Raw genomic sequence first — 14,242 nt, 5'->3', positions numbered from 1 at the left:
ATCACAGCCAGATGCTTAGGTTGGGCCCTGCCAGGGTAAGCGCAGTTTAATTTTCGGGGAAATGATAAATCACGCTATATTTGACCGGCCTGAATAAGGACTACAAATAAAAAAAGCGTTAATAAACCCTAATAAACAATGAAAAGAATAATCTTGTTTTTGTTTCTGAACGCAGCTGCATTAGCTGTACTGGCTCAGGAACTAAAATCTCCCAATGGAAATCTGTCTATGCGTTTTACAATTCAGGATGGAGGGATACCGACGTACAGCCTGACTTTCAAAGGCAAAGAAGTAATTAAACCGAGCAAATTAGGACTGGAGTTAAAAGCAGAAGGTCCCCAAATTGATTTAGGCGGCGAAGGCGATATGAAACGGAAACCTGTCAATCCTAAAGCTTCGCTTTTTGATAATTTCAGTGTTTCAGACACAAAGTCGTCATCCTTCGACGAAACCTGGAAACCAGTATGGGGAGAAAGCAAAGAAATCCGCAATCATTATAACGAACTGGCCGTAACGCTAAATCAAAAGGGAACAGACCGCAAGATGGTGATCCGCTTCCGCTTGTTCAACGACGGATTAGGCTTCAGATATGAATTTCCACAGCAAAAGAACTTAGTTTATTTTGTTATTAAAGAAGAACGTACACAGTTTGCGATGGCGGGCGATCATACCGCTTATTGGATTCCAGGAGATTACGATACACAGGAATATGATTTTACTAAGTCAAGACTGTCGGAAATCAGGGGCTTATTGTCAAAATCCATCACCGGAAATCTGTCGCAAACCTCTTTTTCGCCCACAGGCGTTCAAACGTCGCTGATGATGAAGACGGATAACGGACTGTATATCAATTTACACGAAGCCGCCCTGATCAACTATTCATGCATGCACCTGAACCTCGACGACAAGAATATGGTGTTCGAATCATGGCTGACTCCAGATGCAATAGGTGATAAAGGATATATGCAGTCGCCTTGTACTTCGCCATGGCGCACCGTCATGGTAAGCGACGATGCCCGTGACATTATTGCGTCCAAAATGATTTACAACCTGAACGAGCCCTGCAAAATAGAAGATCCATCATGGATCAAGCCCGTAAAATACGTCGGTGTTTGGTGGGAAATGATCACAGGCAAAAGCTCATGGTCGTATACCAACGAGGTTCCGGCTGTACAGTTAGGGATAACCGATTATACGAAGGTAAAACCCAATGGCACCCATGCAGCTAACACTGCTAATGTGAAAAAGTATATCGACTTTGCCGCTAAAAATGGCTTCGATGCCGTATTGGTAGAGGGCTGGAACATTGGCTGGGAAGACTGGTTCGGTAATTCTAAAGACTATGTATTCGATTTTGTTACTCCCTACCCAGATTTTGACGTAAAAGGAATCCATGAGTATGCCAAAAGCAAGGGTGTGAAAATGATCATGCATCACGAAACGTCTTCGTCTGTCCGGAATTATGAACGGCACATGGACAAGGCTTACCAGTTTATGAAGGATAACGGCTACGACGCCGTAAAAAGCGGCTACGTAGGTAATATTCTTCCGCGCGGAGAAAACCATTACAGTCAGTGGCTGATCAATCATTACCAGTATGCCATCGAAAAAGCTGCTGAATATAAAATCATGGTCAACGCTCATGAAGCGGTTCGTCCAACCGGGATAGCGCGTACATATCCTAACCTCATAGGTAACGAGTCGGCTCGCGGCACAGAGTACCAGGCTTTTGGGGGATCCAAGCCAAATCATGTCACTCTTCTTCCATTCACCCGTTTGCTTGGCGGACCGATGGACTATACTCCGGGGATCTTTGAAATGGATATTTCGAAGTTGAATCCGTCGAACAAATCGCATGTGAACAGTACATTAGCCAATCAGCTTGCGTTGTACGTAACGATGTACAGCCCTTTGCAGATGGCTGCCGATGTGCCCGAAAACTATGAGCGCTTTGCCGACGCATTTCAGTTTATCAAAGATGTTGCAGTAGACTGGGATGCAAGTAAATATCTCGAAGCCGAACCGGGCGAGTATATTACCGTTGCACGTAAGGCCAAGGGGACCAATAACTGGTTTGTTGGTAATGTGTGCGGCGAAAACGGCTTTACATCGAAAGTTAATTTCAGCTTCCTTGATCCGAACAAAACATATATTGCAACCATCTATGCCGATGCTGCCGATGCCCATTATAAAACCAATCCTCAGGCCTATACGATAAAGAAAGTGATTGTTACCAGCAAATCAAAACTTACTCAAAAGTCGGCTCCGGGCGGTGGTTTCGCTATCAGCGTAATGGAGGCAAAAGATAAAGGCGACTTAAAAGGACTGAAGAAACTATAAAGATCAGACTGCCTGCAGGCATTAAAGTTCTGTTCGTTAAAACGCAGAGGTAATATCGTTGTCTCTGCGTTTTTGTTTGAATACCATCCGTTTAATCAAGGGTGTGAATGTTTTGACACACTTATTTGAACTGTCTCAAGGCTTGTTTGACAGCTGTTCGATAGATGTTTGCTTTCCTCTCGTTTCTCTTGCGTTGCCGGCTTGCTTTTTCCTCGTCAGATGCTTGTCGCCGCCTTGTCGAACGTTCGTCAATTGCTTTACAGTTGTTCGTCAGTTATTCGATAGCTGTTCGTCAGCATGTAAATAAACAGACGGTAAAGAGAGATCCGGGAGGCATCCGGAGACCCAGTTGGGTCCGGTTGATGTACATTCCATAATCGTATACCCCTGTGCCGTTCGTTTTCTCATCGCCAAACAGTGTCAAACCGTGTCAAATTATGTCAAACAGCGTCATACTATGCCACAAGCCTGTTATTGCTATGAAAATCAACCGTGGCGTTCTATGTTTGTCCAGCGCAATGACATGATTTCACACCTTAACACGACCAGGAGATCCTTGATTTTGAGCAGGACTGAAAATATATCCCGCTTACTCCCGATGCAGGCAAAAAAGCTGTTTAAAGATTGTTGTAACATCTTTTTAAGCGGGATCGTAACAGGACTCACGAGAATAATGAAGTTTTTATCACCCTCCGTAAAACTTACGGATGAACAGACACAAAGTGGTCTTCGATATATAGTGAAAGAAAGTCTGGCCGGCGAAGTAATGGTGAACCTTACGGGGGGCACATTTTTGGTTTCGATGGCTGTGTTTATGGGAGCTTCGAATTTCCAGATCGGGCTACTGGCTTCGCTTCCAATATTTACCAATGTATTTCAGCTTGCGTCAATTTGGCTGGTGCATACATTCAACAACCGCCGGGCAATAGCCGTGCTTACTTCTGTTGTGGCGCGGCTGGCATTGTTAATCATTGGTGCCATCCCATTTATTTTCGGGAAAAGTGCAAATGTGAATTTCCTCATCGCCCTTTTAACCGTGCACTACTTTTTCGGCTCACTGGCATCAGCGAGCTGGAATTCATGGATGAAAGACCTGGTTCCCGAAAAAACACTCGGACAGTATTTCTCCTACAGGACCAGGTTGATGCAGATTCTGAGTATTACCACGAGCCTGCTGGTTGCTTTTTTTATTGACTTCATGAAGGTGCATCATCCTGATATGGTGAATACCGCGTATTTCGTGATGTTCTTAGTTGGATCCGGAGTGGGAATGTTAGGTGTCTATTTACTTTCAAAGGCTCCTGAACCAAAAGCTGAGCCCGACAGCGGCAAAGTACTTACGTCGTTTCAAAAGCCCCTGAGAGACCCGAACTTTCGGAAGCTGATCTTCTTTAATTCATTCTGGAGTTTTGCCCTCGATCTTGCAGTGCCGTTCTTTTCTGTTTATATGATGAAAACAATCGGCCTCCCTTTATCTTATGTCATGGCATTCACCATTCTTGGTCAGCTAAGCAGCATATCATCTCTGAAATTATGGGGACGGTATACCGACAGGTACAGCAATAAAACCATTATCCGCATCTGTGCTCCGGTATACATTTCCTGTATTATGGCTATGGCCTTTACATCTCTTCCTTCAGGTCAGTTATACAGCATAATATTGCTTGCTGTCATAAATATCTTCAGCGGCATATCAACAGCCGGTATTAACCTTGCTGTCTCCAATATCGGAATTAAGCTAGCGCCGCGTGAAGACGCCATGTCGTATATGGCTGTAAAGAACATTATCGTCTCTTTGTGTGCTGCAATGGCGCCTTTGCTCGCAGGTATGATGGCCGATTACTTTTCACATCATGAGCTGGAATGGAATTTTCAGTGGCAGGGAGCCCATGGGGTAACGGTTATTCAAATGATCAGTCTGAAGGGACTTAACTTCTTTTTTGTCATTGGCGGCTTGCTCGCCATGCTCTCTCTTCGTTTGCTGCCCGGCATTAAAGAACAGGGAGAAGTAGAGAAGGACAGGGTAGTGGGATATATGCACAAAAGGATACGCTCCGGAATGCGGGAGAATCTCGTGCTCCGGAGCATCGCTTCCTATCGTCCCGGTAAGTTCTCTGTTCTCCTGAAAAAGCGATTTTCGGAGTGGCAATAAGCATTGTTATGAACTGAACCCGGGCATTAAGCCCGTGCTACTGCAGGTTCGCTGATAATAATTTTATCACCTCCTCACTGGTGCCCGAAAAAGGACCCGAAGTTCCGATCTTTAAGGTTGCCATCGCCGCTGCGAAGGTACCTGCCTCATAGCAGGAAGCTCCTTTCGATTTTTTGTATAAATACCCAGCCATATACGTGTCGCCGCAACCCGTTGCATCTACCACCGCTGTGGGTTTGTAAGCAGGGATGTTGTGAAAAACTCCTTCAGAATAGATTACAGACCCTTTGCTGCCCAGGGTAATCACCACTTCTTTTACACCCATTCCGGCCAGGGCTTTTGCGCCTTCACGGATGTCGATACACCCTGTCAATACTTCCATTTCGGTTTCGTTGGCTTTCAGGATCCCTACATGGGGAAGGGCTGCTTTCTTTTCAAGCCAGTCGATAGCCAGCACCTGCTGATCTTTCACTTCACGGAGATATCCCTGAACATCAAGCGACACAATTCCTTTCTGCGACAGATGTTCAATCATGTTAACCGGTATATCGTCTGCGAGCAGGGGACCGAGGTGATATATTTTGGCATTAACATGGCTCAGCTGAGCCATATTGAAAGGATCGGCCTTTTCGAGTACCCGCTGTTGCCGGTGATCCTGATCGAAGCTATAGATATTTTCAAAGCAAACAGTATGTTTTCCCCAGAATACTTCAGTATGTATTCCCTTTGCATTCAAACCATCGATAATATAACTTTCGCTGGCGGCGATAGAGGTAAGCAGGCTGTAGCTCACGTCCATGTTGCTTAGGGCGTTTGAAAAATAAAAAGAAGTGCCCCCCGGCATATTTACTTCCGAACCGGGAGTAATGACTTTATCTAAGGTAATGTGTCCTATACAGCAGATATCAAACATGTATACTGTTTTCTTAATGATAAATTAACAATTCCGTAAAAGTAACTAATAAAGTGTAAATCTCTGTGAATGCTGCCCGGGGCAAACTATTTCCATGTATTTCTGGTTAATCGTCTGTTAAGTTAAGGATAGAACAACTCTGTAAAATAGAGATTTACTTACAACTTATTACTTATAACTTACTACTTATAACTTACTACTTATGGCCCCCGCGAAAGCTCCCAAATCCGAATTTCCTGAAGGCATCAAGCCGATGCTTGCCACGCTTGTAGATGAACCTTTTGACGATCCCGACTGGGTATATGAGGTTAAGTGGGATGGATACAGGGCGCTTGCTTTTATAAAGGGGGGAGAAGTAGAACTGATGTCGCGGAATAAGAAATCCTTTAATGAAAAGTTTTATCCACTATATCATATCCTGAAGCAATGGAATATCAATGCTGTTTTTGACGGTGAGATTATGGTGCTGAACGATAAAGGGGTGTCAAATTTTTCATCCTTACAAAACTGGAGAAGTGAAGCCGACGGCGATCTTGTGTTTTACGTATTCGACATCTTGTGGTATGATGGAAAAAATTTGATGGAGTTGCCATTATCTCAGCGTCAGGCTATTTTAAAAGAAGTTCTTCCGTTAGCTGACGACCGGATACGATTGAGCGAGGTTTTCAGGGCGAATGGTACGGAGTTTTTTCACGCAGCGCAGCGTATGGGGCTCGAGGGAATCATTGCAAAGAAAGCGGACAGTTTGTACATACCTGACTTTCGTTCGCGCGAATGGCTTAAAATTAAGATTCATAAACGTCAGGAAGTAGTGGTTGGAGGTTTTACCAGGAATGAAGGGAGCACCAAACTGTTTAGTTCCCTGCTGTTAGGTGTATACGAAGGCGATACGCTTCAATACGTCGGTAAAGTTGGCACTGGCTTCAGCGTGAAAGTGCAAAAAGAACTGATGGAGAGATTCAGGCCCATGATTGCTGATGACTGTCCCTTTCATACGGTGCCAGACTATAATAAGCCCTCGCGGTTTCGCCCGAACCCGCCCAGGGCCGATGCCATCTGGTTGAGGCCGGAGCTTGTTTGTGAAGTTAGCTTTGCGGAAGTAACAGAAGACGGCGTGTTCAGACATCCGTCTTTTGAAGGCTTGCGTGAGGATAAAAAAGCAAGGGACGTAGTTCGCGAAAAGGCAGCACATACGGATGAGGTAGTGAAGGATGAGCCTGAACCATTGAGGCAGAAAATGATTGCTGCGCCGAAAGATAAAACACGGAAGTCGCTTCTAAATCCAAAAGACGAGACTCAGGTACGTAAGATTTGCGGGCATGATATCAAATTTACCAACCTCAGCAAGGTGTACTGGCCGGAGGATGGCATAACAAAGCGCGATCTGTTTAACTACTACTATCAGGTAGGCGAGTACATCATGCCTTATCTGAAAGATCGTCCGCAGTCGCTCAACCGGTTTCCGAACGGTATTAACAAACCAGGCTTTTACCAGAAGAACGTAAAAGACAAAGCCCCCGCCTGGGCAGAAACATTTCCATACACAACCAGTGACGGCGAGCATAAGGAGTTTCTTGTACCTAAAGATGAAGCGAGCTTATTATGGATGGCTTCGTTGGGATGCATTGAAATGAATCCCTGGTTCTCACGGGTGCAGTCGCCGGATTACCCCGACTACTGTGTTATTGATCTGGATCCCGATCAAAATACTTTTGAACAGGTAATCGAAGCCGCGCTCACGGTTAAGAAGGTGCTCGACGCTATAGATGTCCCCTGTTTTTGCAAGACCTCAGGGTCCACAGGCATACATATCTACATCCCGATGGGCGCTAAATACACATACGATCAGTCACAGCTGTTTGCCCGGTTGCTGGTCAACATCGTACATCGGCAAATACCAGGTTACACCAGTATTGAAAGGCAGATTAAGAACCGTAAAGGGAAAATGTATCTCGACTTTCTGCAGAACCGTCCGGGCGCCACAATTGCCGGGCCGTACTCGTTGCGCCCCAAGCCAAACGCCACTGTTTCTATGCCGCTTCACTGGGACGAAGTAAAACCGGGATTGAAAATGAAAGACTATAACATATTCAATGCCATTGGGCGACTGAGAACAGAAGGGGATTTATTTGCAGGAGCACTTGGCGAAGGGATTGACCTCGAAAAAGCTGTAAAGAAGGCAAAAAGCGTTTTTCAATAGGAATAAAAAAGGGCCGAGTTAAAAAACTCAGCCCTACATCTACCTATGAAAAACATGTCCTTTGGGAGGACACTTGATTATACGGAGCGAGGTATGAAAGGTTGCAAATAAATTTAAAAAATCTATAATTTTTTGTTTTAAACTTCAAAGTCACTGTACTATATGAAATATAACGATATTAAGCTGGTAAATAATGAAAGTAAGCAACGGTATGAACTAACAGTTGAGGGACTTCTTTCTTTTATCGACTATGAGATAAAGGACAATATCATTTACCTTACGCATACAGAAGTGCCTGAAGAACTCGAAGGCAAAGGAATCGCTGCCGGAATGGTAGAAAAAGCATTCAACGACATAGAGGAACGCGGCTTAAAGCTGGTACCCTATTGTTCTTATGTAGCGACATTCCTTAAGCGTCATCCACAATGGAACCGGTTGCTGAGTGAAGAATGAATCGCTATTCGTTTATCGGCACGAGCTTATAAATAGTTCCGGGGGATTCCACAGCGATATAGAGGTAGCCATCGGGAGCCATCCTTACATCACGCACACGCCCGATATTTTTGAACAGGATTTCTTCTTTTACCACTTTGTTGTTCTTTAAGACACTGCGGTTTAAATATTTAAACCGTAGTGAACCACTCATAATATCACCTTTCCAGCTCTTGTAGCGGTCGCCGGTAACAAATGCCATTCCGCTTGGACCGATAGATGGTATCCAGTAATGCAGAGGCTGAACCATTCCCGGTTTTGAGGAGATGGTACTTATTATTTTGCCGTTGTAATTTATTCCATAGGTAATTACAGGCCAGCCATAGTTTTTGCCAGGTTCAATAACGTTAATCTCATCTCCGCCCCGGGGGCCATGTTCCGTCTCCCATATTTTACCAGTTAACGGGTGTATGGTGAGCGCCTGCGGATTGCGGTGCCCATATGAATAGATAGAAGGCTCCGCACCTTTAGTTTTGACAAAAGGATTATCAGATGGGATGCTGCCATCACTTTTGATCCGGTGTATCTTGCCCAGATCATTGGCCTTTATCTGCTGCGGATTTTCCTTTTCATTGCCTCTTTCTCCAACAGAAAAGTATAAATACCCGTCTCTGCCGAACTGCATTCTTGAGCCGTAGTGATGCTGCGTGCGCGAATAAGGAAGCGCTACAAATATGTCTTTTTGTTCAATCAATTTATCACCCTCTAACTTTGCCTTCATTATTGCCGTAGTTGCAAGAACAGCATCGCCTTCCTTCCTGAATTTAGAATAGGAGAGGTAAATAAATTTGTTCTCGTTAAATGATGGATCGGGAACAACATCCATTAGTCCGCCCTGTCCGCGGTTAAGCACTTCGGGCGCACCGTCTATCGGTTGAAGCGATTTATCTTTCTTTACACGATAGAATGACCCGTTTCGGTCGGTAACGAGGATATCGCCATTGGGTAAAAAGGCCATCCCCCAGGGAACATCCATTCCTCTGGCCACAGTATCGAGCCTGATGGTCATTTCCTCTGTTTTAAAGATGTTTGAGGATGGCCTCTCATTAAAGGAATATTTGCTTACATTCTCTATGCCATGCAAGATATAATCAGATATCTGATAAATTTCCCCGTCGCTAAAGGTAGCGTCGAAGGCAGGCATTCCTTCGTTCGGATGCCCCAGTTTTATAGAAGTGAATAAGTCCTTACGTGAATTTCCAAATTTCCATTTACGGTCAACAAAGGCATCCATTTTTTCGCCATGGCATCCGGCGCAGTAAGTAGTATAGTTCAACGCAGCCTTTTTAAAGCCGGAAGAATCTTTTAATGAAGGCAGCGTTGCTATTTGTGCCGAATTATCGGCCTGCTTACTGAAGCTGGAACAAAAAATGATTATTGATCCTATAAAGGCTATTGTACTTAAATATTTCAACATAAAGGAGGTCTGTAGACCAATAAATATAGGGAATTTATTTAAAAACCCTGCTCATCAGCACTTGGTCCGTAAGTTCCCGGAATTGGAATGTTCAATAGCCGCAGGTAAACACCCAATTGTGCGCGGTGGTGAATGGTTTGGCTGAGAGAATGCCTTACTACTTCTCCTTTCGTCATTACCGAATAGATTTGGTCTGCGTTGCGAAGAGTCCATTTTTCTTCCAGCTTCTCCTCATTTGCAGCAGCTAACTGCGATCGGCCTTCTGCAAGCGATTTTTCAAAAAGCTCCAGTAACTGAGCATTGTTGTTAACAGGCACCGGATCGTAAGGACTGGTGGCGAAATCAAGTTCGTCGGTGGTAAGTCCCATCATAATCCAGGATGGTAGTTCGGCAACATGTATAGCAAGCTGTCGCAGGGTCATACTTTTTTCGTGCGGTTGCCAGTCATACTTGTCGTCGGGTACACGCTGCAGCATTTTGCGTGTGATCTGTGATTCCTGATCCAGTTCTTTTAAGAGCATTTCAATAATTGACATGGTTGTTTTTTTTGTGTGATACAAAGAAATAACCCGGAGCTGACAACCTTATGTCAGCAGCAATATTCTTCTCTGAAAAAAAATAAAAAACAATTAAACTTTCAAACTTAGTTAATGTTAATTGAAAACGTCTGGCTTCAATTGGCTGATCTTTAGTTTTTTACTCCATTTTAGGGGCTGGTATTTGAATGAGGTAGTCAGTTGGATCCCGAAGATTTAAGGTGCTGAGTTATTAAATGTGGTAAGAATTAAAAGTAAGGCTATGAGAGCAATTAAATTATTTCTGATTATGGGTGTGGCTGTAATAGCCATGAGTGCTGCCAGTGCACAGAGCAAGAAGCAAATGATAGAAATACTGACGCTGAAGGCGGATAGCCTGCAAAAGGCACTATCAGCAAAAAGTGAAAGTTTTCACCAGCTCGAAATTAAACAGGCGAGACTGGAGGGAGCTACTGAAGCGCATAATGAGGTTATAAAACGTCTGGAGAGCAAAGCTGACAGCCTTACAGCATTATTAATGTCTAAAGATACTACCATACAAAGTCTGACTACTAAAATATCTGCGTTACGTAATGTTGTAGACGTTTTAAAGGCGCAGGAGAAAGAGTGGAGCACTCAAAATGAAGTTTTGCAGACCGAGCTGGCCGCATTTAAGCAGAAGGGTGGTGTTCCCGAAGCGATAGCAAAGGATGCTGCTGTACCGGCGGCTTCGTCTAGGCCTTCAGGGGCGAAGGTTCCGGGTTCTAAAACTGCGAGTCCAACAGTGAACAAGGTCGCTGAAGCTGGCGGTGAACCGTTGCAGGCAACAGCAAAAGAATAGCAGAACAACGGACATTCGGGCTTACCAGGAAATGTGGTATGTATAACTCAAAGGTGTTTCTGTATTTTCGATGATGATTTCCGGAACAGCACCTTTATCTGGTTTAAATTTCCTCATTATTCCAAGGATTACGCCTTTGCCGAACTCAGGGGGATAGGGACTGTGGCTGTTAAAAACTGCAGTCCGCTTTTCTTTGTCGAATCCGGTTAGCTCCAGACCTCCAACGTCCCCGTTCCGGTGATTGAATCTATATCCCGAATCCAGCAAGGACAGGGCGGTCTGTAAGTCCATAGTTTCGCTTTCAGGAAAGTCGTCGCTGACTGATTTGCCCAGGGTTAGCAGCGTAAATGCACCATACTTCGTATAAACCAGTTTGAGTACGTTCAGCCATTTTTGCAAGTTATACCACTCCTCGGCATAAATCATAGGTAAGCCTTCGAGACTTAAAAGTGTATATACCTGATTTGAATACGCTCCTAGTCCTTCTACTGCCCTCAGTATAGCACTGCCTTTTATCTCGGCTTCGGGACTAAATGACAAGAAATGTCTGAAATGGCTGTCGATTGTTTTCATGCGGCTTTTTTACATGTATACCGCAATTGCGCGATAAAAGTTATAACTTTTATTTATTTATCTGACAGCTCAGGTTGTCTGGTTGACAGGAATAGTGAAAGAAAAGGTAGCGCCCATACCTGGTTCGCTTTCAACCCAGATCATGCCATTATGGCCTTTTATGATTTCGGCGGAGATATAAAGCCCAAGGCCCAGGCCATTAAATTGGTAGTTTTTATCGATTTCACGGAAGTACCTGTCGAAAATATTAGGAATGGTATGTTCACTTATTCCTATGCCAAAGTCGATTATTTCCACTTTTAGTATTTCTTCTTCCTGATTGACGTTTAGAATGATCTTATCTGCTTCAGGAGAATATTTAACCGCATTCGACAGAAGATTGGATATAACCTGTTCAAGCCTTATCCTGTCGGCTGTAATGAAGATATTCTGGTCTCCGTTAATCTCAATCGTGTGAGTATTGTTAACTACCCGCAGTGAACTGATAGAGTCTTCAAGTACGTCGCCAAAATTAAACGTCGTAAAATTGTAAGTAATCTTTCCTGCTTGTATCCGGGTTGCGTCGAGCAGATCGTTTACAAGGGAGGTTAATTTATCCACTTGTCGCGCCGCCTTTGTAATGAAGCCGTTTAAAATTGGTTTTTCTTCTGCCTTCGCTATTTTTTCAATTATCTGGAGATATCCCTTGATACTTGTTACTGGAGTCTTTAATTCATGACTTGCAATGCTCATGAATTCATTTTTTTTATCATCCAACTGTTTAGCAATCTTAAGCAGCCGTTTGTTTTGGCGGTTTGCCGTTTTTACTTTGTCAAATAGTTTGGCATTGTCTATAGCAATTGCAGCCTGGGATGCTATCGACGACACCATCTTTTCGTCTTCGGTGCTGAAAGCACCAGGCCTTGAATGGCCAAAAAACAAGCCGCCTATCACGGCGCCAGATTTGGCGATCACCGGCACGGCCAGATAGCTCACTACAGGGAGATGTCCGCCGGGCATTCCGTTGTGGTAATTGTGCCCGAAATGCGGATCCATGGTAATGTCGTCACTGCGGATGACACGTTCACCGTTAAAGGTAGGATGAAATAAAGGTGTCTTTCCTGGCATTGGAAAGCCCTTAAACGTGTCTGCCGTTGCTCCCGATAGAGTGTAAAGCAGGTATGATTCGCCTTTGGTTTTTACTGTATTGAAGAAGAAAGCCCCGAATTGTGCTCCTGTAAGGTTGGTACTGGCATCCGTTACTTTCTGCAATATATTCCGGAGATCCATTTCGGCAGAGATCGATTTGCCTATGGAATTTAGAATTTCGAGATTCTTTGTGTTTCGCAGTATTGCCTCTTCGTGTTTTTTTTGCTCGGTCAGGTCGTGCACTTCCAAAACCGTTATCACAGGATGTCCGTTTTCATAGACCGGACTTATTGAACATGAAACCGGAACCGGAGAGCCATCTTTACGGAAGAAAACATCTTCGTGGGCCCTTACCGTTGTATGCTCGGGCAAGGCCCGGTCGATAGGGCATTCTTCAATCGGATAAAGACTGCCATCAGGACGACGGGAATGAATAAGATAATGCAGGGGAGTTGAAGCGATTTCTTCGGCCGTATATCCGAACATTCTTTCTCCCGCAGGATTCATATAGGTACAGTATCCCTCAGTATTCATTGTAAAGAGGGCGGTGGTAGCGTTTTCGGTTATTGTACGTATAAGTTTATTCTGTCGTTCAAGGGCTTCTTCTAATTTCCGGTATTCCATAAAATATTCACCGTTTTCTAAAGGCATTAATATAGGCCAGCTTCAGCAGCGGGCCAATCCAAATCGATGTCAGTTCGTCAATTATCTAAAATTCGTCCCGAAAATCAGCATCGGCATTAGTCACTGTATCTTTTGCACGAACCGGTAGCGTCTAACTGAAGAGGGAAGGTTCAGACTCGCCTTTTATACGGGCCTATTATCAACAGGGTTATCTGTTTTTTATATTTTCAGGTAATCTGGAAGATTTCCTTACCTCTGTTATTTAGGGCGGCAGCGTCATCGAACAAATGCCTGCTATCTTTATCAGACAAAACTACAATTATAATCGAAAGGAAGTATGATTCAGGTGTATGAATAGTATAAAAACGATGCCTCAGTGTCGCAGCTTTTTATACAAGCCGGGTGTATTTTTAATGGATATACTACACCCGGCCGTCATTGGACGATGGAAGTCCTATTTTTTAGGAGCTGCTTCATAGTAGTCGCAGATTCCGTTTTTGTTGGCGTCTGTGAAGTTGCCGGAGTTGCCTTTCCTTTTGGCATTACCATAGCCATTTCCGCATCCGTTCCCGCGGCCGTTGCCGCAGCAGTTGCGTCGTCCCGGAGAGTTACTACGTACAGTTGTCGTATTCCGGTTCTCATAGTTATCGCAGACACCGTTTTTACTGTTGTCTACAAAAGCAGCGCACCGACCTGCCCCGTTTCCCTGTCCCTTGTTATTCGGATTAGTTTGCGCGCTAAGAGTTATGCTTCCAAATAATAAAGCGAAAAGTGGTAAAAATGATTTTATTTTCATGACCTGATCAATTAAATCGTTGAAGATATTGTCTGTTTATATGTTTGACACACTCTTGTTGTTTTTCCTATGGGTTACTTTAGAAAAGTCCCATGAGGATAGTTTTTGATTAATTAAAAGATAATCTTTAGGTAAGCGCAGTGCTTATTTGATGTTTTATATCAGGATGTAACACTCGTTCAGTAATTGATAATTGCAATAAAGTTGCAAATGTTTTATTGCAATAATGTTGCTTTTGTTAGTTTTGCAAA

General features: G+C 43.9%; 11 protein-coding genes. 5 read left to right on the top strand and 6 right to left on the bottom strand.

Annotated elements, in window-relative coordinates; translation table 11 throughout:
- Positions 1–138: 138 nt before the first annotated feature.
- Both BDE36_RS14740 and BDE36_RS14735 read left to right on the top strand, forming a co-directional pair.
- Positions 139–2,340: a glycoside hydrolase family 97 protein gene (locus BDE36_RS14740; protein ID WP_141815482.1), complete on the top strand. Its 2,202-nt coding sequence runs from the start codon at positions 139–141 to the stop codon at positions 2,338–2,340.
- Between the two features lie 673 nt (positions 2,341–3,013).
- Positions 3,014–4,492, top strand: coding sequence for an MFS transporter (locus tag BDE36_RS14735; protein ID WP_161987632.1), 1,479 nt, complete (start codon positions 3,014–3,016; stop codon positions 4,490–4,492).
- A gap of 37 nt (positions 4,493–4,529) precedes the next feature.
- On the opposite strand, the gene BDE36_RS14730 is transcribed toward BDE36_RS14735, so the two are convergent.
- Positions 4,530–5,405, bottom strand: coding sequence for a PfkB family carbohydrate kinase (locus BDE36_RS14730; protein ID WP_141815480.1), 876 nt, complete (start codon positions 5,403–5,405; stop codon positions 4,530–4,532).
- 202 nt (positions 5,406–5,607) lie between these two features.
- Here BDE36_RS14730 and ligD point away from each other — a divergent pair, with 202 nt between their 5' ends.
- Positions 5,608–7,605, top strand: a complete 1,998-nt coding sequence (gene ligD, locus BDE36_RS14725) for a DNA ligase D (RefSeq protein WP_141815479.1) — start codon at positions 5,608–5,610, stop codon at positions 7,603–7,605.
- A 162-nt stretch (positions 7,606–7,767) separates the two neighbouring features.
- Positions 7,768–8,058: a GNAT family N-acetyltransferase gene (locus BDE36_RS14720; protein ID WP_128767582.1), complete on the top strand. Its 291-nt coding sequence runs from the start codon at positions 7,768–7,770 to the stop codon at positions 8,056–8,058.
- A gap of 4 nt (positions 8,059–8,062) precedes the next feature.
- On the opposite strand, the gene BDE36_RS14715 is transcribed toward BDE36_RS14720, so the two are convergent.
- Complete coding sequence (locus BDE36_RS14715; protein WP_141815478.1) at positions 8,063–9,514, bottom strand: PQQ-dependent sugar dehydrogenase; 1,452 nt, start codon at positions 9,512–9,514, stop codon at positions 8,063–8,065.
- 38 nt (positions 9,515–9,552) lie between these two features.
- Positions 9,553–10,050 (bottom strand): DinB family protein, encoded by a 498-nt coding sequence (locus BDE36_RS14710; protein WP_141815477.1) that lies wholly within the window; start codon positions 10,048–10,050, stop codon positions 9,553–9,555.
- Between the two features lie 262 nt (positions 10,051–10,312).
- Between BDE36_RS14710 and BDE36_RS14705 the strand changes: the two genes are divergently transcribed.
- Entirely contained in the window at positions 10,313–10,870 is a 558-nt protein-coding gene (locus BDE36_RS14705) for a hypothetical protein (RefSeq protein ID WP_141815476.1), read from the top strand.
- A gap of 21 nt (positions 10,871–10,891) precedes the next feature.
- Here the strand turns inward: BDE36_RS14705 and BDE36_RS14700 are convergent, their stop codons facing one another.
- From BDE36_RS14700 to BDE36_RS14690, 3 genes are all read right to left on the bottom strand, one after another.
- Complete coding sequence (locus tag BDE36_RS14700) at positions 10,892–11,443, bottom strand: hypothetical protein (protein ID WP_128767578.1); 552 nt, start codon at positions 11,441–11,443, stop codon at positions 10,892–10,894.
- 69 nt (positions 11,444–11,512) lie between these two features.
- Positions 11,513–13,222: a sensor histidine kinase gene (locus tag BDE36_RS14695; protein ID WP_141815475.1), complete on the bottom strand. Its 1,710-nt coding sequence runs from the start codon at positions 13,220–13,222 to the stop codon at positions 11,513–11,515.
- Between the two features lie 427 nt (positions 13,223–13,649).
- Positions 13,650–13,991: a hypothetical protein gene (locus tag BDE36_RS14690; RefSeq protein ID WP_141815474.1), complete on the bottom strand. Its 342-nt coding sequence runs from the start codon at positions 13,989–13,991 to the stop codon at positions 13,650–13,652.
- Between the last annotated feature and the right edge of the window lie 251 nt (positions 13,992–14,242).

It is taken from the genome of Arcticibacter tournemirensis (assembly GCF_006716645.1).
Classification (GTDB): Bacteria; Bacteroidota; Bacteroidia; order Sphingobacteriales; family Sphingobacteriaceae; genus Arcticibacter; species Arcticibacter tournemirensis.
This window is presented reverse-complemented; position numbering and strand designations above follow the sequence as displayed.